This window comes from Alteromonas sp. ABH4_457, from assembly GCF_056160625.1.
Window position 1 is genome coordinate 1 of sequence record NZ_JBSWXN010000004.1, and the last position, 20,961, is coordinate 20,961.

The 20,961-nt window shown below is 49.7% G+C and carries 41 protein-coding genes; 3 read left to right on the forward strand and 38 right to left on the reverse strand.

The genetic code is table 11. The features are described from left to right. From ACXAGR_RS09290 to ACXAGR_RS09440, 31 genes are all read right to left on the reverse strand, one after another. Positions 1–180: hypothetical protein (locus tag ACXAGR_RS09290; protein ID WP_474849504.1), on the reverse strand; the 180-nt coding region annotated here is incomplete at its 3' end. Positions 181–361: 181 nt separating this feature from the next. Further along, positions 362–820 carry a hypothetical protein gene (locus ACXAGR_RS09295; RefSeq protein ID WP_474849506.1) on the reverse strand — a complete coding sequence of 153 codons (459 nt, stop codon included), beginning with the start codon at positions 818–820 and terminating at the stop codon, positions 362–364. Positions 821–855: 35 nt separating this feature from the next. Next, on the reverse strand, positions 856–1,083 hold the full coding sequence (locus tag ACXAGR_RS09300) for a hypothetical protein (RefSeq protein ID WP_474849508.1): 228 nt from the start codon (positions 1,081–1,083) through the stop codon (positions 856–858). Positions 1,084–1,176: 93 nt separating this feature from the next. After that, a complete protein-coding gene (locus ACXAGR_RS09305) occupies positions 1,177–1,941 on the reverse strand; it encodes a hypothetical protein (protein ID WP_474849510.1) in 765 nt (254 codons plus the stop codon). A gap of 292 nt (positions 1,942–2,233) precedes the next feature. Beyond that, positions 2,234–2,524, reverse strand: coding sequence for a hypothetical protein (locus ACXAGR_RS09310; protein ID WP_474849512.1), 291 nt, complete (start codon positions 2,522–2,524; stop codon positions 2,234–2,236). Between the two features lie 106 nt (positions 2,525–2,630). Next, positions 2,631–3,650, reverse strand: coding sequence for an AI-2E family transporter (locus tag ACXAGR_RS09315; protein ID WP_474849514.1), 1,020 nt, complete (start codon positions 3,648–3,650; stop codon positions 2,631–2,633). Between the two features lie 200 nt (positions 3,651–3,850). Then, positions 3,851–4,204, reverse strand: a complete 354-nt coding sequence (locus ACXAGR_RS09320; RefSeq protein WP_474849516.1) for a hypothetical protein — start codon at positions 4,202–4,204, stop codon at positions 3,851–3,853. A 43-nt stretch (positions 4,205–4,247) separates the two neighbouring features. After that, positions 4,248–4,790 carry a hypothetical protein gene (locus tag ACXAGR_RS09325; protein ID WP_474849518.1) on the reverse strand — a complete coding sequence of 181 codons (543 nt, stop codon included), beginning with the start codon at positions 4,788–4,790 and terminating at the stop codon, positions 4,248–4,250. 240 nt (positions 4,791–5,030) lie between these two features. Next, on the reverse strand, positions 5,031–5,216 hold the full coding sequence (locus tag ACXAGR_RS09330; RefSeq protein WP_474849520.1) for a hypothetical protein: 186 nt from the start codon (positions 5,214–5,216) through the stop codon (positions 5,031–5,033). Positions 5,217–5,273: 57 nt separating this feature from the next. Continuing rightward, positions 5,274–5,774: a hypothetical protein gene (locus ACXAGR_RS09335; RefSeq protein ID WP_474849522.1), complete on the reverse strand. Its 501-nt coding sequence runs from the start codon at positions 5,772–5,774 to the stop codon at positions 5,274–5,276. A gap of 198 nt (positions 5,775–5,972) precedes the next feature. Further along, positions 5,973–6,470: a hypothetical protein gene (locus ACXAGR_RS09340; protein WP_474849524.1), complete on the reverse strand. Its 498-nt coding sequence runs from the start codon at positions 6,468–6,470 to the stop codon at positions 5,973–5,975. A 144-nt stretch (positions 6,471–6,614) separates the two neighbouring features. Then, the gene (locus ACXAGR_RS09345) at positions 6,615–6,833 is read right to left on the reverse strand and encodes a hypothetical protein (RefSeq protein WP_474849526.1); all 219 of its coding nucleotides are present in this window, start codon (positions 6,831–6,833) and stop codon (positions 6,615–6,617) included. A gap of 142 nt (positions 6,834–6,975) precedes the next feature. Next, on the reverse strand, positions 6,976–7,329 hold the full coding sequence (locus ACXAGR_RS09350; protein WP_474849528.1) for a hypothetical protein: 354 nt from the start codon (positions 7,327–7,329) through the stop codon (positions 6,976–6,978). A gap of 76 nt (positions 7,330–7,405) precedes the next feature. Further along, positions 7,406–7,750, reverse strand: a complete 345-nt coding sequence (locus tag ACXAGR_RS09355) for a hypothetical protein (RefSeq protein ID WP_474849530.1) — start codon at positions 7,748–7,750, stop codon at positions 7,406–7,408. 123 nt (positions 7,751–7,873) lie between these two features. After that, a complete protein-coding gene (locus ACXAGR_RS09360) occupies positions 7,874–8,305 on the reverse strand; it encodes a hypothetical protein (protein ID WP_474849532.1) in 432 nt (143 codons plus the stop codon). A gap of 117 nt (positions 8,306–8,422) precedes the next feature. Further along, complete coding sequence (locus tag ACXAGR_RS09365) at positions 8,423–8,686, reverse strand: hypothetical protein (RefSeq protein WP_474849534.1); 264 nt, start codon at positions 8,684–8,686, stop codon at positions 8,423–8,425. A gap of 197 nt (positions 8,687–8,883) precedes the next feature. Further along, a complete protein-coding gene (locus ACXAGR_RS09370) occupies positions 8,884–9,615 on the reverse strand; it encodes a hypothetical protein (RefSeq protein WP_474849536.1) in 732 nt (243 codons plus the stop codon). A gap of 111 nt (positions 9,616–9,726) precedes the next feature. Further along, the gene (locus ACXAGR_RS09375) at positions 9,727–10,002 is read right to left on the reverse strand and encodes a hypothetical protein (protein WP_474849537.1); all 276 of its coding nucleotides are present in this window, start codon (positions 10,000–10,002) and stop codon (positions 9,727–9,729) included. A 154-nt stretch (positions 10,003–10,156) separates the two neighbouring features. Next, positions 10,157–10,576 carry a hypothetical protein gene (locus tag ACXAGR_RS09380; RefSeq protein ID WP_474849539.1) on the reverse strand — a complete coding sequence of 140 codons (420 nt, stop codon included), beginning with the start codon at positions 10,574–10,576 and terminating at the stop codon, positions 10,157–10,159. A gap of 62 nt (positions 10,577–10,638) precedes the next feature. Continuing rightward, positions 10,639–10,923, reverse strand: coding sequence for a hypothetical protein (locus ACXAGR_RS09385; RefSeq protein ID WP_474849541.1), 285 nt, complete (start codon positions 10,921–10,923; stop codon positions 10,639–10,641). A 55-nt stretch (positions 10,924–10,978) separates the two neighbouring features. Further along, positions 10,979–11,308: a hypothetical protein gene (locus ACXAGR_RS09390; protein ID WP_474849543.1), complete on the reverse strand. Its 330-nt coding sequence runs from the start codon at positions 11,306–11,308 to the stop codon at positions 10,979–10,981. A 110-nt stretch (positions 11,309–11,418) separates the two neighbouring features. Continuing rightward, positions 11,419–11,691 (reverse strand): hypothetical protein, encoded by a 273-nt coding sequence (locus ACXAGR_RS09395; RefSeq protein ID WP_474849545.1) that lies wholly within the window; start codon positions 11,689–11,691, stop codon positions 11,419–11,421. A gap of 110 nt (positions 11,692–11,801) precedes the next feature. Then, entirely contained in the window at positions 11,802–12,074 is a 273-nt protein-coding gene (locus ACXAGR_RS09400) for a hypothetical protein (protein WP_474849547.1), read from the reverse strand. Positions 12,075–12,103: 29 nt separating this feature from the next. Then, positions 12,104–12,301: a hypothetical protein gene (locus ACXAGR_RS09405; protein ID WP_474849549.1), complete on the reverse strand. Its 198-nt coding sequence runs from the start codon at positions 12,299–12,301 to the stop codon at positions 12,104–12,106. Between the two features lie 136 nt (positions 12,302–12,437). Beyond that, complete coding sequence (locus ACXAGR_RS09410; RefSeq protein WP_474849551.1) at positions 12,438–12,758, reverse strand: hypothetical protein; 321 nt, start codon at positions 12,756–12,758, stop codon at positions 12,438–12,440. Positions 12,759–12,806: 48 nt separating this feature from the next. Beyond that, a complete protein-coding gene (locus ACXAGR_RS09415) occupies positions 12,807–13,097 on the reverse strand; it encodes a hypothetical protein (protein ID WP_474849552.1) in 291 nt (96 codons plus the stop codon). A 197-nt stretch (positions 13,098–13,294) separates the two neighbouring features. Then, a complete protein-coding gene (locus ACXAGR_RS09420) occupies positions 13,295–13,618 on the reverse strand; it encodes a hypothetical protein (RefSeq protein WP_474849554.1) in 324 nt (107 codons plus the stop codon). 238 nt (positions 13,619–13,856) lie between these two features. Continuing rightward, positions 13,857–14,414 (reverse strand): hypothetical protein, encoded by a 558-nt coding sequence (locus ACXAGR_RS09425; protein WP_474849556.1) that lies wholly within the window; start codon positions 14,412–14,414, stop codon positions 13,857–13,859. Positions 14,415–14,652: 238 nt separating this feature from the next. Beyond that, positions 14,653–14,964, reverse strand: coding sequence for a hypothetical protein (locus ACXAGR_RS09430; protein WP_474849558.1), 312 nt, complete (start codon positions 14,962–14,964; stop codon positions 14,653–14,655). Positions 14,965–15,048: 84 nt separating this feature from the next. After that, complete coding sequence (locus ACXAGR_RS09435; RefSeq protein WP_474849560.1) at positions 15,049–15,462, reverse strand: hypothetical protein; 414 nt, start codon at positions 15,460–15,462, stop codon at positions 15,049–15,051. A gap of 11 nt (positions 15,463–15,473) precedes the next feature. After that, complete coding sequence (locus tag ACXAGR_RS09440) at positions 15,474–16,199, reverse strand: hypothetical protein (RefSeq protein ID WP_474849562.1); 726 nt, start codon at positions 16,197–16,199, stop codon at positions 15,474–15,476. 185 nt (positions 16,200–16,384) lie between these two features. Here ACXAGR_RS09440 and ACXAGR_RS09445 point away from each other — a divergent pair, with 185 nt between their 5' ends. The 3 genes from ACXAGR_RS09445 to ACXAGR_RS09455 all read left to right on the forward strand — a co-directional run bounded on the left by ACXAGR_RS09445 (position 16,385) and on the right by ACXAGR_RS09455 (position 17,763). After that, positions 16,385–16,750 carry a hypothetical protein gene (locus ACXAGR_RS09445; protein WP_474849564.1) on the forward strand — a complete coding sequence of 122 codons (366 nt, stop codon included), beginning with the start codon at positions 16,385–16,387 and terminating at the stop codon, positions 16,748–16,750. A 15-nt stretch (positions 16,751–16,765) separates the two neighbouring features. After that, entirely contained in the window at positions 16,766–17,074 is a 309-nt protein-coding gene (locus ACXAGR_RS09450) for a hypothetical protein (protein ID WP_474849566.1), read from the forward strand. Between the two features lie 134 nt (positions 17,075–17,208). Further along, positions 17,209–17,763 (forward strand): hypothetical protein, encoded by a 555-nt coding sequence (locus ACXAGR_RS09455; RefSeq protein ID WP_474849568.1) that lies wholly within the window; start codon positions 17,209–17,211, stop codon positions 17,761–17,763. A gap of 71 nt (positions 17,764–17,834) precedes the next feature. On the opposite strand, the gene ACXAGR_RS09460 is transcribed toward ACXAGR_RS09455, so the two are convergent. The 7 genes from ACXAGR_RS09460 to ACXAGR_RS09490 form a co-directional block, all read right to left on the reverse strand. Beyond that, positions 17,835–18,044 (reverse strand): hypothetical protein, encoded by a 210-nt coding sequence (locus ACXAGR_RS09460; RefSeq protein WP_474849570.1) that lies wholly within the window; start codon positions 18,042–18,044, stop codon positions 17,835–17,837. 14 nt (positions 18,045–18,058) lie between these two features. Then, positions 18,059–18,592 carry a hypothetical protein gene (locus tag ACXAGR_RS09465; RefSeq protein WP_474849572.1) on the reverse strand — a complete coding sequence of 178 codons (534 nt, stop codon included), beginning with the start codon at positions 18,590–18,592 and terminating at the stop codon, positions 18,059–18,061. Further along, positions 18,589–18,858: a hypothetical protein gene (locus ACXAGR_RS09470; protein WP_474849574.1), complete on the reverse strand. Its 270-nt coding sequence runs from the start codon at positions 18,856–18,858 to the stop codon at positions 18,589–18,591. Before ACXAGR_RS09470 ends, ACXAGR_RS09465 begins: the two co-directional genes overlap by 4 nt. Position 18,859: 1 nt before the next feature. Continuing rightward, positions 18,860–19,405 carry a hypothetical protein gene (locus ACXAGR_RS09475; RefSeq protein WP_474849576.1) on the reverse strand — a complete coding sequence of 182 codons (546 nt, stop codon included), beginning with the start codon at positions 19,403–19,405 and terminating at the stop codon, positions 18,860–18,862. A gap of 104 nt (positions 19,406–19,509) precedes the next feature. Beyond that, the gene (locus tag ACXAGR_RS09480; protein ID WP_474849577.1) at positions 19,510–19,806 is read right to left on the reverse strand and encodes a hypothetical protein; all 297 of its coding nucleotides are present in this window, start codon (positions 19,804–19,806) and stop codon (positions 19,510–19,512) included. 8 nt (positions 19,807–19,814) lie between these two features. Further along, positions 19,815–20,240 carry a hypothetical protein gene (locus ACXAGR_RS09485; RefSeq protein ID WP_474849579.1) on the reverse strand — a complete coding sequence of 142 codons (426 nt, stop codon included), beginning with the start codon at positions 20,238–20,240 and terminating at the stop codon, positions 19,815–19,817. Between the two features lie 80 nt (positions 20,241–20,320). After that, on the reverse strand, positions 20,321–20,851 hold the full coding sequence (locus tag ACXAGR_RS09490; protein WP_474849581.1) for a hypothetical protein: 531 nt from the start codon (positions 20,849–20,851) through the stop codon (positions 20,321–20,323). Positions 20,852–20,961 lie beyond the last annotated feature (110 nt).

A 20,961-nucleotide genomic window follows, 5' to 3' on the forward strand; every position in this document is an offset into this window, starting at 1 on the left:
TACCGCTGGCAGCAGGGCTTGCAGCGCCTTGGTTGCCGCATCGTCAGATTTTACAGCGGCTTTCTTCTTAGTTGCCTTTTTAGGTTTGGCAGCAGCGGTTACGGCAGGGTGCGCTTCCATCAGGCCCAGATCGGCAAAAGACATTTGGTTTTCGTTAAGCAGTGCAGTGCGTTTAGTCATGTGTGTTCTCTCTCTCAGTCAGCGAATACATAATAACACAGGTGACACTATATGTCAACCGAGGGAGTGAAAATAATGCCAAAAAAGTCAAGAAAATTTCGCACGGGAGCGAAGAGGGCGCACTGGCTTGTTACCAAGAATAACAGGTGGCCAGCACTGGGGCTGGCCTGAGTCGGTTCTGTCACTGCGGATATTTGAAAAAGTACCCGTAGTCGTGATCTGCCGGATCGTGGTCGGCAGGCGCTTTCAGATTGGCTTTTGCCATGCGGGCCTTTACGTCGATATTCACAGCGTCATTACGCAAGACCTCAAGACGGGCTTTTAGGGTGTCAGCGTCCTGCGTTTTGTGGTGGATAGCAGCCGAACTCGCGATGTACTTCAGCGCCTTCTCGGGCAGGCATGAGATGTTGCCGCTGTTCATGGCTCGGATCATGTCTATGCCGAACGTGCTGCGTCTGACAGAGGCTATAAATGCCTTGTTGATGTCAGTCAGGCTGGCGGCAATCCGGTTAAAGCCTTCACTGGCCTCACGGTTAATGTCAGCGATCTGGTTTTTGCGGATGTTGCGGTTCAGTTCTTCATGCGTAATGCCGGTCGGGTTGTCGTGCCACAGGCTGATAACAGGGGTGTTTGTGCTCATAGTCATACTCTCAGTTGATAGTCAGGTCAGTAAACTTAGTTATTAAAATCGCACAGGTTGTAGCCCTGTCGCATAATTATTCCGGACAGTACGGCAAACACGGTAAGAATCCATAGTCCTTCAGCATTGTGGGGATTTGAAGGATGGAGGGTTAATGCGCCTACGGCCACTGCGGCGACAATACCGGTGACACCGGCAAGCATGGCAAAGCCGTACAGCAGGTTTTCAGCGAATGTATTCCGGTTGCGGCGTTTGCGTGGCATGGCGGCTCCATCTCTTAGTCAGTAGAAATATAATAACACAATGATTAATATATGTCAATACAATTCCGGATATTATGGGCGGATAAGGTGGCCTTATCCTTTGTCACGGTAGGCCGCCAGCCTTTGTTGATAAATCTTGTCAGCAAGTGCTTTTTGCTCATCGCGGGCGGTAGTCAGACGGGCTTTTACTTCCTCATGTTTCGCGGCGTATGCCTTGCCTGCTTTGCGTGCTGAGCCTGACAGGGCTTTTGCAGCCACTTCTGTCACAATGGTCATTGCACGCGGTGAGATCTCCAGCAGGCGACCTTCTAAAAGATACTTTGCCATGTCGCGAAGGAAAACGCCGTTGCCACGGTTGTCGTAAACCGCTTTGGCAATATCATGCAGGCGGTCTGCCAGTGTATCTTCAAATTCGGTTACCGTTGCATCCAGTGCAGCCAGTTTCTCGGTGCGGATCTCCGAATTGGTTTTGCCGCCGTTAGCTTTGCGCTCTGACTGCTCGCGTGCAGCCTCTCTGGCCTGCCGTGCTGCCTCGCGTTTCTCACGGTTGATTTGGCGCTGTTTAAGCTTAATGCTGCTGACAAGACCTTTATCACCGGTTTTTGCCACGCAGTCGCAGCCTACAGCGCTTTTCTGGCCGTCAGAGGACTCAATGATAAAGTTATTTACGATAGGAGTGCCGCAGTGGTTGCAGCTGCCGCATGCCACACCTTCAGGCATTGCTGCCAGCGCCATGTTGTAACCGTGGGGGTTATGTTCTGCCAAGGCTGGGGAGGGCATTTTGTAGAAACCCACCAGCTTGAAAGGGGCAGTGCCTAAGCCGGAAACCTGAAATACGTGGACTTGATTGTCGGTCATATGTGCATCCTCTCAGTCAGTGAATATATAATAACACAAGCGATACAACATGTCAATCAAAAGGTTTTATTTTCGCGCACGGAAATTGTTTTGCGGTTTTAACCGAGGGCGTAAGTGGATTGAGAGCAAAAAAAACAGGTTCCTCTCTCCGAAGAGAGGGGGAAGTTATCGCGCAGCGTTGTTCAGGTATTCTTTCAGCCACTGTTTGACAGTATTGGCGTTCGTGCCAGCCTCAAGATGATTTTTCATGCGTGTTTTCCTTAGGCTGGCGTTAATCAACAATGGGGATGATTTAGCGTAAAGCTAAATCATCCAGCTCGACCAGTAATTCTTCCAAGTGATTTGAGAGAATGAAGTTGAGTTCTATCTGTGTGCCATCTTCCAGCAGGCCGCGCTCGGTATTGATGAAGCAAAGGCGTTCATCATTGATAAAAGCCTGGCATTCTGGAATAGCCAGAAAGCGCTCTCCGGCCAAGCCTGCCGATGCGGCGAGCGGTGAGGGTGCGCCGATGCGTGCAATCAGGTTGCGAATTTGAATGATGGTGTTGCCGCGAAGATTTTGTAAGTCAGCATGTAAATTCATATTGAACCTCTCTAAGTCAGTGAATATATAATAACACAACCGAGTGTACGTGTCAATAAAAGATAAGAGTAGCTGAAGAAAATCTGAAGAGGTGAGAAGAGCGCCATTATTGGCGCTTATCGCTGAGAATAACGGCGAGCCAGTGCCAGTTTTCGCTGTTGTTGCTGGCGATTTTCAGCATCATTGTCAGTGGAATGCTCAATAGCATGCCAACACTGCCAAGCAGCCACCCCCAGAACACCAGAGACAGGAACACAACGGTAGTGGACAGGCCAAGTCCTTGCCCCATGAATTTGGGTTCAATCACATTGCCTATGATCACGTTTGCCGCGATAAAAACTCCGGCCACCAGCAGGGCGGTGCCTGATCCCATTTGTACGAAGGCGAGGCAGACAGGTGGAACAGCGGCAATAATAGAGCCGATAGTAGGAACATAATTAAACAGGAACGCCAGCAAGCCCCATAGCAGAAAGTGTTCGACGCCAATCAGCCAGAGAGACAGGCTGATAACAGCCCCTGTCAGCAGGCTGATGCCTGTTTTGATAAGCATGTAACCTTTTACTGACTCAATGAAGTTATCAATTTTCTGCGACAGGTTGCCGCTACCGGACAAGACATGGATCTTATCGCGAAACAATTTCGCTTCCAGCAAAATAAAGATGGCGGCGAGTAATATTAAGAATGTATTACTTACGATGCTGCTGGCATTGGATAGGACATTGACACCAATACTCATGGCCTGCTCGGGATTCATCGCTGTCAGGGTCTCAGACAGGGATTTGTCGAACAGTTCTATCTCGCGCAAAAAAGTAATTTTATCCAGATGTTCCGCCAGCTGTGCCTTGTAGGCTGGGGCGTTAGCGCTGAAGCTTTTGATGGAGGTATTAACAAATTGCCCCAGCGCCGTGCCCGTGAATAAGATGATGGCCACGGCGATGAGTACGGCGGCTGTTTCGGGGATCTTAAGGCGCTCCAGTCCTGTGACAATAGGATAACTTAAGATGGCGACAAATAACGCCAGCAACAGTGGTACAACAATGCTCTGTGCGAGATTAATGCCTGTTAGTATGATCACCAGACTGGCGGCGGTGAAAAGGGAGCTGTGCGGCTTGTTAAGAGTAATCATAGATAATCCGTAATGATAAAGCGATAAAAATCCGTCGTATTATGAGATACTTTATCGCGCCTGACCAGCTAAATCATGCAAGCAGGCTACAGGAGGGCGGCTTCGTATTCTTTGCGCTCCCATGCTTCCATTTTGTTGGGCAGTACCTCGTTTTGCAGATAGGCGATCTGCCCTTTAAGCTGGCTTTCGCCAGCTGTTACTCAGGATTGTTTCGTATCACTACTGATGAGAATAAGCGGCTCGTAATCACTCCAGTGCTCGTGAGGATACAGGGCGATGATATATTCGTCCTCATCAGGAGGGAGATTGCAGCCGGTTTCGTCTGTAAGGATAACGGTAAAGGTGCTGGGGTCGTTATCGGGCAGAGAGATACTCTGGTAGCCGTAGGTACACTGACCGCCGCCATCAGCGACTTTTAGTGCGTTGCTGTTGTCAGGCAGCTGCGCGGCGATGGCATCCGCCAGTGCGGCTTTGTCAAAGTCAAAATCCGTGACGGTATTGTCTGACAACTTTTCGCGAAGGGCGTTTTTTATTTGGATCAGGCTGATGCTCATAGTTTCTCCTTGCGTGAGACAGGCCGGTTATGGGTGGCTGCCATCAGGCAACCTTCTCCAGACACTTTAAGGACACTTCAATGTCACCCTTCAGAATGGTTTTGATGTGTCTTGCAACATGGCGGCTCAACATGGCAGGGTTCAGCTCCTCAGGCAGTGTGTCCGTAAGGAATAAGATCTGACTTGCCAGTTCGTCCGCGTGCTCCTTCAGCATATGAGCAACCGTCACGCTCGGCAGGTACTGCACCGCCTCATACAGCGTCATGTTGTCGCGCATTGCCAGTGAGGTGATGGTCAGTTCTGCACCGGTTTTATAGTTCATCAGCAGTGGCATCAGCAACTCAGCGTTGTCGAATTCCACCAGCATAAAATCGACCACGGTTGGATCATTGATATAGTGCGTCATAGTGGCAGACAGCCACTTGCTGAGAACAGACGCTTCGGTTGGCACAGGGGTCTTTTTCAGCAGAGCAGGCAACATTCCGGTGATTTGTGCAGCGGCCATCTCTGCGATGGCTCCGCCTTTCATGTGTTTCAGTCCGGTTTTGTTGAGGTGCGCGGTGATGTTGTGGTCAATCTTCAGCATGGGGTGTTCCCTCTCTCAGTCAGTGAACACATAATAACACAAATGATATCGAAAGTCAATTTATTAACGGTGATTATCGCACGCCTTGTGCCGTGGATAAATTACTGTCACGAACTCATCTTCCATTTCCATGAATTCGCTAGCTAGTGCAGCCATGGGTTGTCCTTGCTTTCAAAAACAGGGGTGCCGCCCCACGGGTTGACTGAGAGGCAGGGCGGCAAAGAGGTTGCGGGTGATTGTCTATGATGCCTGCGCTATGGCAGCTTCGGTGGCAGCGAGTTCCGACTTGTAATCGGCAAGAACCGTTTCGTATTCTTTTCGCTCCCAAGCTTCCAATTTGTTAGGCAGTACGTCATTTTCCAGATAGGCAATCTGACTTTGAAGCTGACTGATTTTTTCGCGCTGATGTTGAATGATGATGCTCATGGCAAACTTCTCTCTCTCAGTTGACGCACTAATATTAACACAAGTAGCGCTACTTTGTCAACTTAAAATGGGTGTCTTTTGCGCCTCTATTTCCTCGATAATGTCTTCGACTGACTTACCGGTGTTCTCCATTATTCTGTTGAGTAGTGAGTCAGTAAAAACCTTGTCGTTACCGTCACCGGTATAAGCGGGGTTCCCTGCTTGTAATACCGTCCGTCGAAACTCAGCAAGGGACGGGCCGTCATCTACCTCTTCCAGCACGCCGCAGTCTGCATGGTAGCCGAAAACAGCAGTCACCTTGCAAAGGATGTCGTCGACATACGCCAAATCGCCTGTGTTCAGTCCGGCTGAGTTATCCGCCCATCTTTTGCGCATTCTGTTGTAGTCAGAGTCGATTCCTGAAGAATACAGGGTCATGAGCAACTTTCCTTGCGTCCTGACAACATTGACAGCCACATTCCCTTCGTCACCGATACGCAAGATCAGAATATTGTCCATTGTGCCGGAGGGCTGCTCTGCGGGGGTAAGGGCTTCAGCAGTGTAAAGTTGTTTTGTCATTCTGCACATCGGCCTCATAGTCAGTCTGTCGGAGGTTACATCCGTTACAGGGGAGCCGCGCCAGCGGTTGACTGAGAGAGGCTGGCGCGGCGGGCAAGTATTGCACCGGACAGGCTGCATCCGGTGTTCTTCGGATATGACAAGATAATAACACAAATGACGACAGGCGTCAACACAAATAGCACAAGGGAAGGAAAATCAGATTTGGTTAAGTACATCCTCAACAGTCAGGCCATGGCGTGACATGATGTCGTTTATTACCTGATCAGGGAGGTGGGTGCTGCTGTCGGTGTGTTGCTGGCAAGTATTTTCGAGGCTGAAAGCAGCCTGACGGAACTCAGTGAGTGTGGGAGCGTTGTTGATCACTTTCAGTCTGCCGTAGTCTATTTCTTCGAGAGCTTCGAGTGCTCTGGAGGAATCGTGAACCGTAACCTCGCAAAGCTTCCCGTCAACATACACCATGTCGCCCTGTTTAAGCCCTGTGGCTGTGTTTATCAGGATCTGGCGTGGCAGATCACGGGCGGACGCTGGGGCGGTGACGTTATGCAGGATAAGGGTGATGTCATCACCGGCCCTGAAAGCATGGCCGGAGAGATTGAGGCCGCCACGGGTGGCCAGCACCAGCATATTGTTAATATCATCTCGGGTGGTGCATTCGGGTGTGGTCGATTGGACAGAGAAAAATTGTGCAGTCATATAGTGTTCCGGTAATGTTATCCCTCAGAGAGTCAAGCATAACACAGGGCGCAGAAATACCGGAAAAGAGCGGGCTGATAAGTGCTGAAGAGGCCGCGCCAGCGGTTGACTGAGAGAGGCTGGCGCGGCGGTGGCAGGTCGTGCTCAGAATTTATGTAATTTATCCTTAAGGATAGCAACAGATGGCGTACAGCCATTCGCGAAATAGCCTATCCAGCGGGGTGAGTACTTTTCTGCCTGACGGCTTTTGAGTGCGTTTTTGCTGATTGTCAGCTTTTCAACCTTCTGGAACCATTGGTTGTAAACCGCTATAGGTACGGACTTTCTTTTTTTTGCTGCGGTTTTTCTTTTTTTTGCGGCCATATTGTTTCCTTTACTGTGATTAATCCGTTTTGAAGAGGTTCTATACTGACACATATCGAACAGGATTGTCAGTATCCGGCAGGCCGGTGAGGGTTGCCGCGCCAGCGGTTGACTGAGAGAGGGGCTGGCGCGGCATTAAGGGTTACTCTCTGACGACCGGTCTGTAAGGTTTGAACTTGCGGCCAAACCATTGGGTCTCGGCTACGGCGTCTGCGGCTTCCTTGAGCATAGTCTCTTCGTAGAAGTCGAACAGATCGTCTCTGGATTCCTCCGTCATCTGCCCGTTTATGCAGTCAAAGTCACGGGACTGGCCACCGTGGGTGACAGTCACAAAGTCATACATATACTCGCCGAACTTAACGGACAGTTCTGGATGCTCGGGAACAGGCAATATTTCGCCGAGCGGGGAGATCTGGAACGTATCGCTCTCAATAGCCACAGGGTGTCTTACAGTGCGGTGCTGGAAAACGCGGGAGTACATGGCGGCAATTTGCATAAAGTCCTCTCTCTGTGGCTCTGCGGTGCGATAATGCGGTAGTTTGGCTGGTGGATGCCACCAGCCGCACAAAAACTTAGTGAACAGCCTTGTTATAAGTCACAACAAAGATAGTTTTGTTGTCTTCTGTGTCCACCTGCTCAATACGGGTGACATTGTGGGCCACTTTAAGGCGGCGCAGGATAGACTCGATTACCTCAAAAGCAGATTTGCCATCGTCAGCATCCCGTGCATGGATGATAGCCGGATTGAGAAACATGCTGCTTGGCGTTGCTGCAAGGCTTGCAGATTCCTCCGCGCCGAACACAAAGCTGATACCGGATACGGGAGACTCCGCAGTCGGGTTGTGAAACGCGATAGTCGCCGCTGCACGGGTAGCGAAGGCAGGTTGTTCAGCATGTAACAGAGTAGTGGTAGTCATGGCAGTCATCTCTCTCTCAGTCAGTGAATACATAATAACACAAACATCACTACATGTCAACATAATTCAGAGACTTTTTACTCTCTTTATAAAATTGCAGCCTCACATCTGTTGCTGAATAAGTTACTTGTTCAGCGTCAGGCCATTCGTATTTTGGATATCGCACAGGATGTAATCTAGGCCCGACTTATAGCTGCAATCATCACTCATAAAGCCGACAGAGTGCGGGCCGGTAACTGTAATGGCGAATACCTCACCTTCTCTGGTGGCTTTAACTTCAAGGATCTTTTCACCGTTAAAAGTGCTGCCTGAATACTTCTCAGGTTCCCCCTGCTGGTAACCCTGTTCTTCTACTTTTGCAATCCAAGCGCGTGAACTCGGTTCGTAAAAGCTTATAAGGCTTTTAACCTTTCTGATAACACCGGTCTGCGAGATTTCACCAGCGTCAAGATCTTCAATCAATCGCTTTAAGTCCATGATGCGATCAACGGCCTCGTCAAAGCGCTCTGCTTTGCGCTCCAGCTTACGGACTTGTTCTGATACTGATAATTCCATGTGGTGCTACCTTTTAGTTGTTGTTCTGAGGGAGAGGACGGGATTCCGTTCTCTCGCTGCAAGGGGAATTATTGGCTGACAGGGGGCCGTAGCGTGAATCCTGCCAGCCGCCAAGCGTTACGCGGTGAGGTAGGCGGAGCCGTAGTCGAAAATCTTCTCGCCACGGATTTTGGCAATGCTTAAGTCCATTTCCTTGGTCTCAAGCACCTTGTAGGTGTGAACCAGTTCGGCACTGGTATCGCGGGCATAGCGCTGTGCTGCTGCCATGTTTTTAAAGCCGTTAACGGTATTGGCAAGTGCATTATTTACGCCCAGCGTTTTGAATACGCCGGTCAGGGTGGTGCCAGTGATAACAGTAACTTTTTGCGCAGGGTGTGTCATGTGTCATTCCTCTCTCAGTCAGTAAATACATAATAACACAAAGGTTAACATATGTCAACACAATATTGAAAATAAAGTGACTTTTTTGCGTGCAGAATGACGAAGCCACCAGCACAGCCAGTGGACTTGATATCAAGAATAACAGAATGTGCCGTCAGGCAAGTGCAGGGCGGCGGCACCGCCCTGTAGGGAGCGGCTTAGATGTCGCCGAAAAAGTTGGCTTCTTTACGCTTCAGTATGATGTTGTCCAGCATGTCGTGGATCACGGACTCGCCGCGCTCACGCAGGAAGTTGATTGCCACCTGCTGCTTCAGGCTGTGGCTTTTGTCGGTCAGCTCCGTGCGTTTGGACTTCAGTGCATTGATTTGCGCTTGCAGTTCGCGGGCTTCTGCATCCAGTGCGTCAATTTCGGCCTGTGACTCTACCTTGTCGTCCGTATTGCCGACAATGTGTCGGTAGATGTTGTCCGGATTTTGCACGTAGCCTTCCGCTGCTTCGGTTACATCGCGATTAACGAGCGACACCATCTTATTCAGCTTCTGGTTAAGTTCCTCAGCGATCTGCGTCTTCAGCTTCAGGAGTGACGCCTCATCAGTGCTCATAGCAGTCAGCTTTTCTGTGGCTTCAAGAAAGCGGGTGCGTTGCAGGGCTTTTGACAAGCCGACAAAGCTCAGTTCGATATGCTCGTTGCCTTTCGTTTCTTTCAGGATGTCGCTGTAGCTTCTTAAAACGCTCTGCGGGATTTTGGCTTCAATCTCCGCTGCCACTTCAGGTCTGAGTGCGCCTGTCAGGCTCAGGGTTGGGTAAGCAGTGATAAATGTTTCATCGGACACGCGGGGGGTGTCTGTGATCAGATCGGCTACCGTGATAGGTGTGTCGATAACGATGGCTTTTCTGTTGATACCGGTATTTTGTAAAGTCAGTTTCATTGTGCGTTTCCTCTCTCAGTCAGTGAGAACATAATAACACAGAAGGGTTCGCTTGTCAATATAGTATTGCAGAAAATGGAGTGCCAGTTGTTGCGCTGGCACTGATGTTTTTCAGCTTAGAGACTGAACTAACTTATCAAACTCAGAGTTTGAGGACGTCACGCCCGAGCGGCGGTGCAGGCTGATGACAGCATCGACCAGAGACATACAGTACTCACCGGAATGGAATGAGATGCCATTTTCGTTCTCACCGCCTTTGATGGTCATGTATTCATTGTCAGGGGTTTGGGTGGAATGCTTAGTACGATTGATCAGAAGTATGTTTTTCTGAACCGCGACAACTGTGCCGAATGTTTTTTCTGCTGCTTTGATGATAGTGTCTTTCATTATTGATTCCATTTCTCAGTCGGTGAACAAATAATAACACAAAAGTCATCAAAAGTCAACATGGGAATGTAAAAATACTGCACTGCGGTTTTAATCAAGGGTATGTCGGGAATGTGGTCGGCGCGGGGGTAAACGCGCCGTATCAGAAGGTAGTTCAGAGGCTTTTCAGGTACTCTTCTGCCGCCTCACGGGTGGTAAAGGCGTGGATCTCACTCAGCTCCACCTCTGGGCGATAGGCGTCATTGGCGCGGTTGAAAACATGAATAATGCGCTTTGCCTTGATCGCTTCACCGACAATCTCCGCATCGGAGAAATTGCCATATACTTCGGTGATGGGGTCGTCACGCTCTGGGTCAACCAGAAACGCGAACCGGAGCTGGTAAATGCTGTCTCGGGTCAGCAGGGCGATATTCCCTGTAGGCACGGTGCCAATCAGGATTTGGTCAACGCCTAAGTCTTCAACTGAGTTAAGGTCGATGCAGCGCTGTGCTGTAAAGTGTTTGATGCTGGTGATGCTCAGTGGCAGGTTGTCGCCAAGGGCGTGGGTGCGAAGAATCTGTTCAATGGCTGTCATGCGGTATCCTCTCAGTCAGTAAATACATAGTAACACATATGAGAGCGACTGTCAACAAAAGATTAGATTAAGTCTGCTTCTATCTGATAGTCTGCAATATCTTTGATGCGGGTTGCGCTGTGTCTGAACGATACGGAGCGGAATCCTGTGATCTCACCGAGATAGCCCTCACCATCGTAGTCGTAGATGAGATGTTCAATATCTTCGAGTTCGACACTGAAGTGGCTGGCAGCCTCTTGAAAGGTTGGTAGTGTGCGTTCCCTGCCTTCCTGTTTTGCTGTTCGGGTATAGAGCATGGCCCACGTATGGAGGCTATCGGGAGTGACAGGGGTGGCGGACTTGCTCATGTTTATTATCCTCAGGGTATTGGGGCAGGTGAGGTAACTCACCTGCTGTCAGATGTCAGGACGCCAGAGACGGGTGTTCTGCGTAGAAAGCTTCTACGGCTGCTTCGAGATCTTTAGGGTCGTGAATTTCCGTGGTATCAAACCCGTATTTTACGAACCGCCAGAAGGTGCAGTTAAGGATCTTGCCGTATTCTTCGTAGTTCACGCAGGTGACCCGCTCGATTTTGTAATCCGGTGTACTTACCACGGTGGCCACGAAGCGGCCTGATGCCATGTCTTCGAAGCTGTCAACGCCCTGTGAGGTCTTGCTTTTGCCAAATGCTGCTTTGACATCGGCGTTGTTACGAAGCTTGTGAGGAGTGTTATATACGATGGAGTTGTTCATGGTGCAGTTCTCTCTTAACCAGTGATAGTATATTAACACAAATTAACAATGCAGTCAATTCAATAGAGGTTGTCAGGCGGGAATTTCCGCCTGAATCAAGAGCCTGTGCGTTACTCAGCAGTAGTGAAGCTGACTGTGATTGTGCTGATCAGCCAGTCGACGGCCTGCTGTTTCACAGCCACCGGTACGGCAGGCTCGTCAGTGTTACATTCGCGTTTTTTAATGCGATCCCAGATTTTTTCGGGTTTAGCCTTGTGTCGGGTGGTAGGACGGTGGCCGAAGGTGTATCTGTCAAGGCGCAGGTTGGTTCCGATATTGCTGAATTCCCACGTCTCAACGGTTAGGCCATTGTTGGTGGTTGTTTTAATGATGTGTTTTGTCATGATGTATTTCCTTTCTCTCAGTCAGTGAATGCATAATAACACAAGTGATATCACATGTCAACAGAAAAAGGGTTATTTTGCTGGTGGATGAACCACCAGCACCGGAAAAGTTATTTGATGTCATAGCGCGGCGTGATCTGGCTTTGTATCCAAATCAGCAGTTCATCGTTCACGTCCTTTGGTACGGCAGGCTTGTCGATGTTCCTTCTGCGCTCATGGAGGCGCTCCCAGCGCTTGTCGATGCGCGGTTTGTGTCGCTTGGTCTGGCGCACGCCACAAGTGTAGCTATCCAGATGGACGTTGAAGTCAATAAAGCAAAATGTCCATGTTTCAACAGTCAGGCCGTCTTTGCTGAAGCGTTTAATCTGATGGTTGCTTATCATTCCCGATATCCTTGTTCAGGGCAGCTGGGTTATACCCAGCCCACCACTTTTTTCACAGACACTGTGCCGAGTTTGTAGGAGTCGCCGCACAGGGTAGACCCCATGAAGCCGCCGTGTTTAATATCGTACTTGCTGACGGTCATCAGCTTGCCGTTGTGTTCAACGGTGTCGCCGCGCTGGATGTCGGTGATGTGTGTGTCTTGAAAAACCGGTTTGCTCTGTGTCATACAAGTGTCCTCTCAGTCAGTGAATATATAATATCACAGTAAATACTAAATGTCAACACAAATAAGAAAAGTCGGGTATTCCAAGGGCCGAAAAACACACAGGCGGCGGACGCAGGGTCAGCCGCCATGCTCTTTGTCAGGCAATATGCTTCAGCAAGGCGGGATCTTGGGCAATGTCAGCCAGCATGGTTTCCTCATAGAGGTTGGTCAGTTCAAGCTTACCCTGTTCTGTCAGATCGCCATCTTCGCACGGGAACTCGAAATACTCGCCGTTGTGCTCAATCTGCACGGTGTCGCGCAGGTGGTCGCCAGTGCCATCCTCGGCGCTGTCAGGCTCACTGCTGTGGGTGATGCTTTTGGTGGCAGCATCAATCGCCACGTAGTGGATGATTTCTGTATTTTCGTACTGTGAAGCGTAAATACCAAATAATTGCATAATCGTCTCTCTCAGCTGCATTCAGGTTCAAGGCTGGTGGTGATACCACCAGCGAAAACAAGCAGGTGCTTAGTGCAACTGCATAGTGGATTGGCGGTAACCCTCCAGTGCCGCCTCCGCCGCCTCTCGGGTGGGGAAGTACCCTGACTCGCGGGAGTAGGGCGTGGCAGACCAAAAGCCGTGATCTTCCTCTACACACAGCTGCCCGATGTAATAGGCGTTGGACTTGAGGACATGCAGCTGGGTGGTGTACACCACGTCGGATTCCAGCTGGCCTGCATTGCCTGCGCCCAGCAGCGCCTGCACTTCTTTGTCGGCGGTATCACGGCGCAGAGGCTGGGGTGTGGTGCGTGTCTTCATTATGGTATTGTTCTCTCTCAGTTGTTGCAAATATAATAACACATTTGATGACACATGTCAACATTCTTACGTGTTTTTATGGCTTTTTGCGCGTTGATTATGTCGCTACCGATACACCTACACCCACGGGCAGTGGTATAGGTGGTTAGTGCCGCGCCAGCGGTTGACTGAGAGAGATGCTGGCGCGGCGAACGGGGTCAATGGCTGCGTGTAAATGCCGCCAGTTCATTGTCAGGATGAATACGAGCATAGTCTTTAGAGTACAGGTGAGACTCTGCCAGTGCCAGTGAAGGAAAGGTCGTAACATACTGGCCGATAGTGCGGTCAGTCATGTCCATAGTCAGGCGCTCGTTATTGTCGAGGTAGACGTTTCTGATCTTGCCTTCCTGCACCAGTGTCAGGGCTGTGGTTTTGTCCATCGGGTGGTAACCCCCCTGACGGAATACTGCAACGACAGCGGCACTGTTAATGTGTCCGGAAATGACTTTTTTGTTGTTCTTACGAATAGTGGTAAATTCCATGATGTCGCTTCCTGTCAGTCAGTGAAATAATAATAACACAAATGACATCACACGTCAACAAGATTAATCCGGTTTGATAATGTTTTTCACACAGATGGGGGTGGTTCCTTTTTGAATCTGCCGTTCTTAAAGGTGCCTATTTCAGATGTTCCATCAGAGCACAAAAATAATTGTAGAAGTTAGCTACAAAAATTCAATCATGGTGATGTAAGGGGTGTGTAGATGCAGTGGTTGGAGCCTAAACAGGCTCCACCAGCGTGGTGATATCCCCTTCCCAGTCTGTCATCGTGATGACGTGCAGGGCAGATAGCTCATCAATTTCGCAAGCTTTCAAGCAGGTATTCAGATGCTCCAGAGAGTGCGCCTCCAGCATTTCTTCAGCCGTGCCCTGCCCAGTCATGGTTTTGAGCATTTCAAGCTTGGCTTTGCCGTCCAAGGCGTCCCGTTCTGCATCGTATTCGCAATCACTGATGCGATCCCGAAACTCATTCTGGACATCCTCTTTTGTGTAGCCGTAGGTGCAGGTGCCCTCGAACCGGTATACGCCGCCCTGTTCAATGTCATCGCCGTCAGTCAGTTCGTTAACCAGCTTCTGCATATTCGCATGGTGCCACGGGGATTCTTCCAACGTTGGGTGCTGGGTGTTAACCATGACGGTATCGCCGAATTCGGAGTAGGCGAGCGTGATAATGAGGCTGTGCTTGCCCGAGGTTGGCCCCAGATGGCCCCACGTATCATGCATTACCTCGTTTTTGATGTCAGCGCCCCATTGTGCGCAAGCGTCAGCTATACTCATGATTGCAATTCCTTTCTCTCAGTCAGTGAGATTATAATAACACAAACGATATTATGTGTCAACAAAATTGATTATTTTATCACGGCTGACAGGCTGCGCAGGTATGCGGTGGCAATCTCCCTATCTGAGGGCGTGATGCTGTCAGGCTTTACATTGGCCTGTACCCAGACAGGGTTTGCTCAATTACTGGGGGATTGCACCGGTAACCGGCTGGGCAGTACCGGTGCGTCAATGGCCCTTAAGGTTTTGAATGGCTGATTACCAACGCTTCTGCATCAGCCTCATCCCAGTCAGGCTGGCCGTAGAGGTACGCAACATGGTTGTCGGGACTTGTCATGGCTCCGGTCTCGCTGCGATTAAAGAATGCCAGTACATGCTTGTCATCCAGTGGCCAGTACAGGCACTGCGTTCCGTCTTTGCATGTTTTCTCATGCAGATCGCCGATGTCGTCAGTCATGCCTGCGATAGCATCTTCTAACTGCTGCCCGCCGGATGTCCGAGAGTCTCGTGCATAGTCAATAAAGTAATCTTTTATGCTGCTTAAAGTCATAGTAATCCCTTCTCCCAGTAAGTGAAACAATAATAACACAACCTAAACTATAAGTCAACCTGAATGTGATATTTTAGAGGTGACTCACGCCACCTCCCACACTGCTGCCAGTTCTTCCTCGCTATGGAACACCTGAGTGATCTCAGCCTTCACAGGGAAGACGTAGAAGTAGTCCGGATTAAGAAACTCGCACGTAGCAAATGCCGCCTGTGGTTGTGTTCGTATATCCATGAGTTTACTGAGATTTTCGCCATTGCGCGTGCCGACTGCAAACATGATGTTTTCAGCCTGAAGCGCTGTCGCCTCTTCCAGCGTCTGTACGCGAGGCTGAGCTGTGTAGGTAAGTTCGCCAATGACCTCGGTTTCCCCTGATTCAGGCTTTCTGCTCAGGAATTCGGCGGCGGCGCTCGGCTCGATACTGATAACTGAGTGCTTTGGTGTGCTGCTTTTTTCCGCTAGGCGGCTGGTGATAAACAGCAGCGTATCGGTTGTGTTCATAGGCATGTTCCTTATGGGTGTGCTGATTTGTTGGCATATTGCAGGTAAACCTCATTGAACATGGCGCGGCTGGTCTTGTCGCAGTGACGGGCCAGATAGTCCATGACAGACTTGCGTTCAATTCTGAGCTTCTCTTCAGCAAGGCTGCGGGACTCTTCCTGAAGTTCGTTGATCTGCTCGGATACGGCCTCCATGGCTCTCTCAAGGTGCTTGATTTTAGCCAGCCTTTCTTGATCGGTCTTTTTCTCAGACTCCTCCAAAACTGACTGGGCCATGATAGTGGGGGAGTGGATGTTGACTGCCAGTCGCTCCAGTACACTGGCGTTCCATTGATTGACGATGAGCTGCAACTCTGTTCTAAGCTCTTCGATAAAATGCCGCATCATCTGATTCGCCGTGATTTTCTTACCTGCCTTTTCTTGCAGTTTTTCAATCTCAGCGCGAAATTTATCAGCCTGTTCGTCAGATATCCTGTCGCTGAGGATGATGTCAGAACGCAAGACGAATTCCACGCCGTCTTTAAGCTTGCCGAGCGGGACAGGGGTTGGCATGGCGGTTTCGATGTCCGCAATAAGCTCCGGTTTCAGTGTGGCGCGAAAAATCACTTTCGGTACGCCCCAGCAAAACGCTTTACGAGTTTCCGGTGTTATGTCTTTGATGACCAGATCTGTGTCCGTGATGGTTTTCTCTATTGTCAGGATGTGATTTTGCAAAACGGATTCGTGACGTAATTTCATCTGCTGTCTTCTTGAATTTCGATAATGAAATAATAACACAGCGAGAACCAAAAGTAAACAGCAAAGATAGAGAAAACATGCTTGTAAAAACATGCGGAAGGTGGAGGGTTAACCGTAATACAGTTGACAAATAATAATAATAGTGATAATATAAAGACTCAGAATCAATGAAGGAATAAGAGCGAATGAAAGCATCATTTCGGGCAGCAGGGTTGATTATCGCCACCGTAACAGCAATGGGCTTGTCAGCTAATATGGCGAATGCCGAGAGTATGCCGACCACCATTGTAGACGCCAAGGGGTGTAGTCTGATTGTGGGTGATGCAGCAGGGGTGGGTAGTTTCGATCTTACATGGTTAAACGTGCGGCATTTTCGCTCTGTGAGAATGCAGACATCACTGCCGACAGAAAATGCGGTGCCGCGATGGCGTTATGATGTGACTTACCCAGATGGTGAAACTATCACCCTGACGATTTTTAATGACGGGAACGCGAATAACTACCGACAGAAAGTCGGTAAGGTAGCCAGTGTCATTGAATCGTGCAAGTAACCGGAGGGGGTTGAGATGAAAAGAACATACCGCGCAGGTGAATGGACAGTGGAGGCTACGACAGAACATCATCATGGGTCGCCACGATACCGCTGGGTGCGAATTTATCATAAGAGTTTGCGTGAGGTGGCCTCTTCCGGTGCCAGTACGCTGCTGTTGGGTGTGGCGTCAGGACGGGGTTCGCTCTCGTCACTGATGAAAGAAGCCCGAATGGATATGGCGAAACGCCTGCGTGATTATCAGCAACAAGCGAAGGCGGTTGATGCTGCTGTCGACAAATTGAATAAAGAGGTAAGGCCGTCAATAATGAGGGGCTTTGCCTGATGCGCTTGCTGTCGTGAGGATAGATTAAAAAAGGCCGAGTGATTCGGCCTTTTTTTGTGTCTGAGAATGACTTTTTGCCGCCTTTCATGCTAAAGTAATTTTATAAACAAGGTATTAATACAATAAGGTGATGTATGAGTAATACACAGATAACATCGGTGCAGGATATCAAAAACCTGTCGCTTGAACAGTCCGAAGGTGTGTACGTTGTTAATGGTGATAGAATGTGGCTTAGTAGCGACCCCGAGCGCTTTGAAAAGGGGGATGTTGTGTTGTGCGCCACGATTAAGATTTCCTCTAGCCTGCTGTCGCCGTTCTCAACCCCTAAATGTTCTTTGGCTTTCGAGGAAATGTCTTACAAGGGGTCTGATATATCGGCTGAAGATAAGTCGTGTTGTTACGCTTTTGAAGGTCAGTCAGGGACAATGCAGGGTGTGAGTGAGGGCCAAATCAATCAAACACCCTCTATGCCTTTCCCATCGGTTGGTCAGGTAGAAGAACGGAAAGTAATCGTCATGCCTGAAGACAAATTAGATTTTGCAATGAACGCCCTGAAATGGCTGGAAGACGCATACAGAGATATGGGCCTTAAAAATGCGCGTGAGTTTGTCAATCGGTCTGTCAGGCCGTCACCGTCTTTAGGGACACCTGAGCGTCAGTCGCTGCCTGATATGGGGTTAGGTATTTGATTGTGGCTTGGTTTTGCGCCTCTGGTTGCTATCATGGCGATGTCAGTCAACTGGCAGGCGCTTTAGTGTGGTTAAAACAGGCGATAGTCCGGATCGTCACAGGGACAGAAAAGCGCGTCATGTGAGGTGAAAAACGGTGACTGGCAATGGCCACAATAGTGCGGTGTTGTGATATCAACTTCGGCCTCGGGATCTTTGGCCATTACCTCTGCCTTTCTCGTCACAATGTTTTTGTGGTTATCTAACAGTTCAGGCTCACGATTGACGAACATAGCGTACATTGATATCTCCTGCTTTACTTTTTTAAACGGGTCAGTCTTGCCTTGAGAAGTCGCAGCTCTTTCTGTGATTCTTCGACTGATTCCTCCCAGAGTGCGATCTCTTCCGGATCGTCTTCTTCTTTTTGGTAGTCAGCAAACCGGCGAATTTCATCTTCCTTGTCTTTGATAGCAAATTTCAGTGCCGCCAGTGGTGTAGTGTAAATGCCTGTGGGTAAATCAGAGCCAACCCTGAATTGCCTTCTGTAGTATTCGGGAATGGAGGGCAGGAAGCCGAAGTCGCCGTTCTTGCGCGAGCGCTTGCCCCATGTCAGATCTTTCACCTTGTGCGTAAGGTTGACGTACTTGTCCTGATTGAATTCCGCATCGAATCGCTTGATGCCATATTTTGACTGGCTGCCGCGCTTACGCTTGATGCTTCTGACATGCCACTCCTCAAGGTTAATGCTTGTCTTGCCATCATCGTCCGTAAAAGCACTGAACCGGTACAGAATGGCACCAACTTTGATGACAGAGGCGGGATATTTTTGGCCCTTGCCGAATACTCTCATTTCTTTTTGCTCTCCGGCAGTGCCTGAGACTGCCGGAAGGCGTCTTGGCTGTTTTTCGCCCAGATGAGCGTCTCGCCATCCTCGACAGGGCACCCATTGCTAATCCATGTCTGCGCCTTGCGCTTGGTGCGAAAGTCACCCATTCCATTGATGCAGCCGGTATCGTCGAGAATCCACGGTTGCTCCCCGACGCCGATTTCGCCGTTTCGGGTGACTGTCCAGCGCTCTCGCGCCCAGTTATGAAAAAAGTAAGTTGACTCAGGCATATCAGGCTCCTACCTGCTGCCACGCTGGGTGGTAGCTTTGATTATTGCGTGCAAATCGCAACATGCTGTCCCAGTATTCGTGAACAAGCTGGCTGTAGATGGCGTTGCTGTTCAGCGCCTTGGTGTCGTTAGCGTTGAACTTCAGCTTGTCTTCTGGTTCGCGTAGTTCGTTTGTTTTCCAGAGTTGCTTTTCCAGCTGGTGGTCAGTCCCGTCCAGTTGTAGAGTGAGGGCTTCGCGGCCTTTAACAGACGGCGTGGCGGCATTAGGTTCGATAATAATGCGGCCATTGTCGCGACCCCATTGCAAGTCCTGACGCTCATGGATGCTGTTTTTCAGCTGGTTTTGCGAAAAAGCGCGGGTGGTGAAGGGGAAGCTGGTTCCGCGAGGGGAGTAGCCTAAAAAGCGTCTGGCAACCACAAACAGCCCCTGAAAAAACGTATCCATCAGGAGGGAGTTGTTTACCAGCATCGCGTGTGCGATGTCGTTCACTTCCGGATTGTTTTCAGGTTGGAATTCAACGGTGTTGATGGTTGCCAGTGTAGTCATGTGTGATCCTCTCAGTCAGTAAGCATATAGTAACACAAGAGAGAATTAATGTCAATGTAGGAATAAAGAAAAAGGAACAATATTCAGCAATACGATGTTTGTCTTCATGTGCTCAAAATATCGTCCAGTTTGTCCATGACGCATTGCGCCGCACCTGCATCCACAATATGCCGGATCTGGGCGTCCCATCCGGAATTATTCAGATCGGAAGCATCGTGGCTTGCTGCATCCATGTGTGCCTCGTAAGCCTCCTCATCCTCGAACGGGCAGGGAGCATTGGGACTTGCGGCACGCTCAAACAGGCTGTGAATGGCATCATCCAGTATTTCCTGTGCCTCTTCGATCAGGTTCTCTGCTCTGGCCTGACGGAATTTGCTGCTGAGGATAGTGTGTTCTATCATGGTATTCCTTATGTGCCGGTGTTTATCTGCTGTATGCGTTCCTGAATTCGAGCTATCCGAGCGCCAAGCGCGGCCTGCTTTACCGCTATCTCGCCTTCGGAAGGCTGGCGAGAGGTGATGGACGTGATCAGCATCACCGGTTTCGGACAGCCTTTCGGGGTCGCCGCAATACGGATGTGACCTCTGCCGATATTGTCAAAATAGATGGTTGCTTCCCATTCCGAGGGGTGCAGGTTGTTGTTAACCAGCGTCCGGATAAGCTTCTCAGCGTTGCCATTCATAAATTGTTTTTTGTGGCATTGCTTGCAGCGGATGACCGTTCTGGCTGTGATTCCCATCTCGCGGTGGTGCTTGTGCGTGCCTTCCGCAAATCCCTTGCCTTTGCCGACTTCGCGGCCACAGCGGTAGCAGTGACCTTCGTACCGATTTGACATCAATATCACTCCATCATTCAGTAGACATATAATAACACAAGCGATAGCACAAGTCAACTCAATAAGGTAACACTGGCCGCTTACGCGACCAGACTTTGCCATTTGGTATCGTAGCTTGCGTGGGTGGCGGCAAAGCGCAGCATGTCGTCCCAGTATTCCACCAGCAGCATGCCGTACACCACGTTGCTGTTTACCATGTCGGAGGTAATGGTGGTGCGATCTTCCCTGTCCAGCTCTTTCTGCGTGTCTCTCAGGGCTTTGAGCAGGTGTATATTGGTGGTAGTGAGCACCAGTACTGTCTTTTCTTTGCCAGCAGGGGTTCTGCTGTTGGGTTCGATGATGATCCGGTTGCCTTCACGGCTCCATGCCAGACGCTTACGGCTATCAGGGCTGGCCTTCAGAAGCGAGTCTGAATAAGGAGTGGTCGTAAATACGCCGCTGCTGCCACGGGTGCTGAATCCCAGAAACCGCCGCGCTACCACAAACAGGTTTTTAAATAACAGTTCCAGCGTATTCGGGTCGTTCTTTACCAGCAGGTAAGCTGTGTCGCACTGGTACTCATCGTTGATTTCAGTCAGGGTAGGGCGGGTGATCGTTGCTAAAGTAGTCATATACATTCTCTCTCTCAGTCAGTGAACATATAATAACACAAGTGATTTCACATGTCAATAAAAAGAGAAGGTGTTTCGGGATGCAATCCTATTGAAATACCGGTAGTCTG

Bases quoted from the DNA above. Each gene is read 5' to 3' on its own strand.
- ACXAGR_RS09390 (WP_474849543.1), bottom strand. From the start codon at position 11,308: ATGAACAACTCCATCGTATATAACACTCCTCACAAGCTTCGTAACAAC.
- ACXAGR_RS09340 (WP_474849524.1), bottom strand. From the start codon at position 6,470: ATGACTGCACAATTTTTCTCTGTCCAATCGACCACACCCGAATGCACC.
- ACXAGR_RS09430 (WP_474849558.1), bottom strand. From the start codon at position 14,964: ATGACTTTAAGCAGCATAAAAGATTACTTTATTGACTATGCACGAGAC.
- ACXAGR_RS09345 (WP_474849526.1), bottom strand. From the start codon at position 6,833: ATGGCCGCAAAAAAAAGAAAAACCGCAGCAAAAAAAAGAAAGTCCGTA.
- ACXAGR_RS09460 (WP_474849570.1), bottom strand. From the start codon at position 18,044: ATGTACGCTATGTTCGTCAATCGTGAGCCTGAACTGTTAGATAACCAC.
- ACXAGR_RS09395 (WP_474849545.1), bottom strand. From the start codon at position 11,691: ATGACAAAACACATCATTAAAACAACCACCAACAATGGCCTAACCGTT.
- ACXAGR_RS09480 (WP_474849577.1), bottom strand. From the start codon at position 19,806: ATGATAGAACACACTATCCTCAGCAGCAAATTCCGTCAGGCCAGAGCA.
- ACXAGR_RS09380 (WP_474849539.1), bottom strand. From the start codon at position 10,576: ATGACAGCCATTGAACAGATTCTTCGCACCCACGCCCTTGGCGACAAC.
- ACXAGR_RS09310 (WP_474849512.1), bottom strand. From the start codon at position 2,524: ATGAATTTACATGCTGACTTACAAAATCTTCGCGGCAACACCATCATT.
- ACXAGR_RS09315 (WP_474849514.1), bottom strand. From the start codon at position 3,650: ATGATTACTCTTAACAAGCCGCACAGCTCCCTTTTCACCGCCGCCAGT.
- ACXAGR_RS09335 (WP_474849522.1), bottom strand. From the start codon at position 5,774: ATGACAAAACAACTTTACACTGCTGAAGCCCTTACCCCCGCAGAGCAG.
- ACXAGR_RS09300 (WP_474849508.1), bottom strand. From the start codon at position 1,083: ATGCCACGCAAACGCCGCAACCGGAATACATTCGCTGAAAACCTGCTG.
- ACXAGR_RS09305 (WP_474849510.1), bottom strand. From the start codon at position 1,941: ATGACCGACAATCAAGTCCACGTATTTCAGGTTTCCGGCTTAGGCACT.
- ACXAGR_RS09325 (WP_474849518.1), bottom strand. From the start codon at position 4,790: ATGCTGAAGATTGACCACAACATCACCGCGCACCTCAACAAAACCGGA.
- ACXAGR_RS09365 (WP_474849534.1), bottom strand. From the start codon at position 8,686: ATGACACACCCTGCGCAAAAAGTTACTGTTATCACTGGCACCACCCTG.
- ACXAGR_RS09415 (WP_474849552.1), bottom strand. From the start codon at position 13,097: ATGAAGACACGCACCACACCCCAGCCTCTGCGCCGTGATACCGCCGAC.
- ACXAGR_RS09475 (WP_474849576.1), bottom strand. From the start codon at position 19,405: ATGACTACACTGGCAACCATCAACACCGTTGAATTCCAACCTGAAAAC.
- ACXAGR_RS09450 (WP_474849566.1), top strand. From the start codon at position 16,766: ATGAAAAGAACATACCGCGCAGGTGAATGGACAGTGGAGGCTACGACA.
- ACXAGR_RS09490 (WP_474849581.1), bottom strand. From the start codon at position 20,851: ATGACTACTTTAGCAACGATCACCCGCCCTACCCTGACTGAAATCAAC.
- ACXAGR_RS09425 (WP_474849556.1), bottom strand. From the start codon at position 14,414: ATGAGTATAGCTGACGCTTGCGCACAATGGGGCGCTGACATCAAAAAC.
- ACXAGR_RS09350 (WP_474849528.1), bottom strand. From the start codon at position 7,329: ATGCAAATTGCCGCCATGTACTCCCGCGTTTTCCAGCACCGCACTGTA.
- ACXAGR_RS09370 (WP_474849536.1), bottom strand. From the start codon at position 9,615: ATGAAACTGACTTTACAAAATACCGGTATCAACAGAAAAGCCATCGTT.
- ACXAGR_RS09470 (WP_474849574.1), bottom strand. From the start codon at position 18,858: ATGCCTGAGTCAACTTACTTTTTTCATAACTGGGCGCGAGAGCGCTGG.
- ACXAGR_RS09455 (WP_474849568.1), top strand. From the start codon at position 17,209: ATGAGTAATACACAGATAACATCGGTGCAGGATATCAAAAACCTGTCG.
- ACXAGR_RS09330 (WP_474849520.1), bottom strand. From the start codon at position 5,216: ATGAGCATCATCATTCAACATCAGCGCGAAAAAATCAGTCAGCTTCAA.
- ACXAGR_RS09420 (WP_474849554.1), bottom strand. From the start codon at position 13,618: ATGGAATTTACCACTATTCGTAAGAACAACAAAAAAGTCATTTCCGGA.
- ACXAGR_RS09375 (WP_474849537.1), bottom strand. From the start codon at position 10,002: ATGAAAGACACTATCATCAAAGCAGCAGAAAAAACATTCGGCACAGTT.
- ACXAGR_RS09485 (WP_474849579.1), bottom strand. From the start codon at position 20,240: ATGTCAAATCGGTACGAAGGTCACTGCTACCGCTGTGGCCGCGAAGTC.
- ACXAGR_RS09410 (WP_474849551.1), bottom strand. From the start codon at position 12,758: ATGCAGCTGAGAGAGACGATTATGCAATTATTTGGTATTTACGCTTCA.
- ACXAGR_RS09295 (WP_474849506.1), bottom strand. From the start codon at position 820: ATGAGCACAAACACCCCTGTTATCAGCCTGTGGCACGACAACCCGACC.
- ACXAGR_RS09440 (WP_474849562.1), bottom strand. From the start codon at position 16,199: ATGAAATTACGTCACGAATCCGTTTTGCAAAATCACATCCTGACAATA.
- ACXAGR_RS09360 (WP_474849532.1), bottom strand. From the start codon at position 8,305: ATGGAATTATCAGTATCAGAACAAGTCCGTAAGCTGGAGCGCAAAGCA.
- ACXAGR_RS09355 (WP_474849530.1), bottom strand. From the start codon at position 7,750: ATGACTACCACTACTCTGTTACATGCTGAACAACCTGCCTTCGCTACC.
- ACXAGR_RS09405 (WP_474849549.1), bottom strand. From the start codon at position 12,301: ATGACACAGAGCAAACCGGTTTTTCAAGACACACACATCACCGACATC.
- ACXAGR_RS09445 (WP_474849564.1), top strand. From the start codon at position 16,385: ATGAAAGCATCATTTCGGGCAGCAGGGTTGATTATCGCCACCGTAACA.
- ACXAGR_RS09320 (WP_474849516.1), bottom strand. From the start codon at position 4,204: ATGAGCATCAGCCTGATCCAAATAAAAAACGCCCTTCGCGAAAAGTTG.
- ACXAGR_RS09400 (WP_474849547.1), bottom strand. From the start codon at position 12,074: ATGATAAGCAACCATCAGATTAAACGCTTCAGCAAAGACGGCCTGACT.
- ACXAGR_RS09385 (WP_474849541.1), bottom strand. From the start codon at position 10,923: ATGAGCAAGTCCGCCACCCCTGTCACTCCCGATAGCCTCCATACGTGG.
- ACXAGR_RS09465 (WP_474849572.1), bottom strand. From the start codon at position 18,592: ATGAGAGTATTCGGCAAGGGCCAAAAATATCCCGCCTCTGTCATCAAA.
- ACXAGR_RS09435 (WP_474849560.1), bottom strand. From the start codon at position 15,462: ATGAACACAACCGATACGCTGCTGTTTATCACCAGCCGCCTAGCGGAA.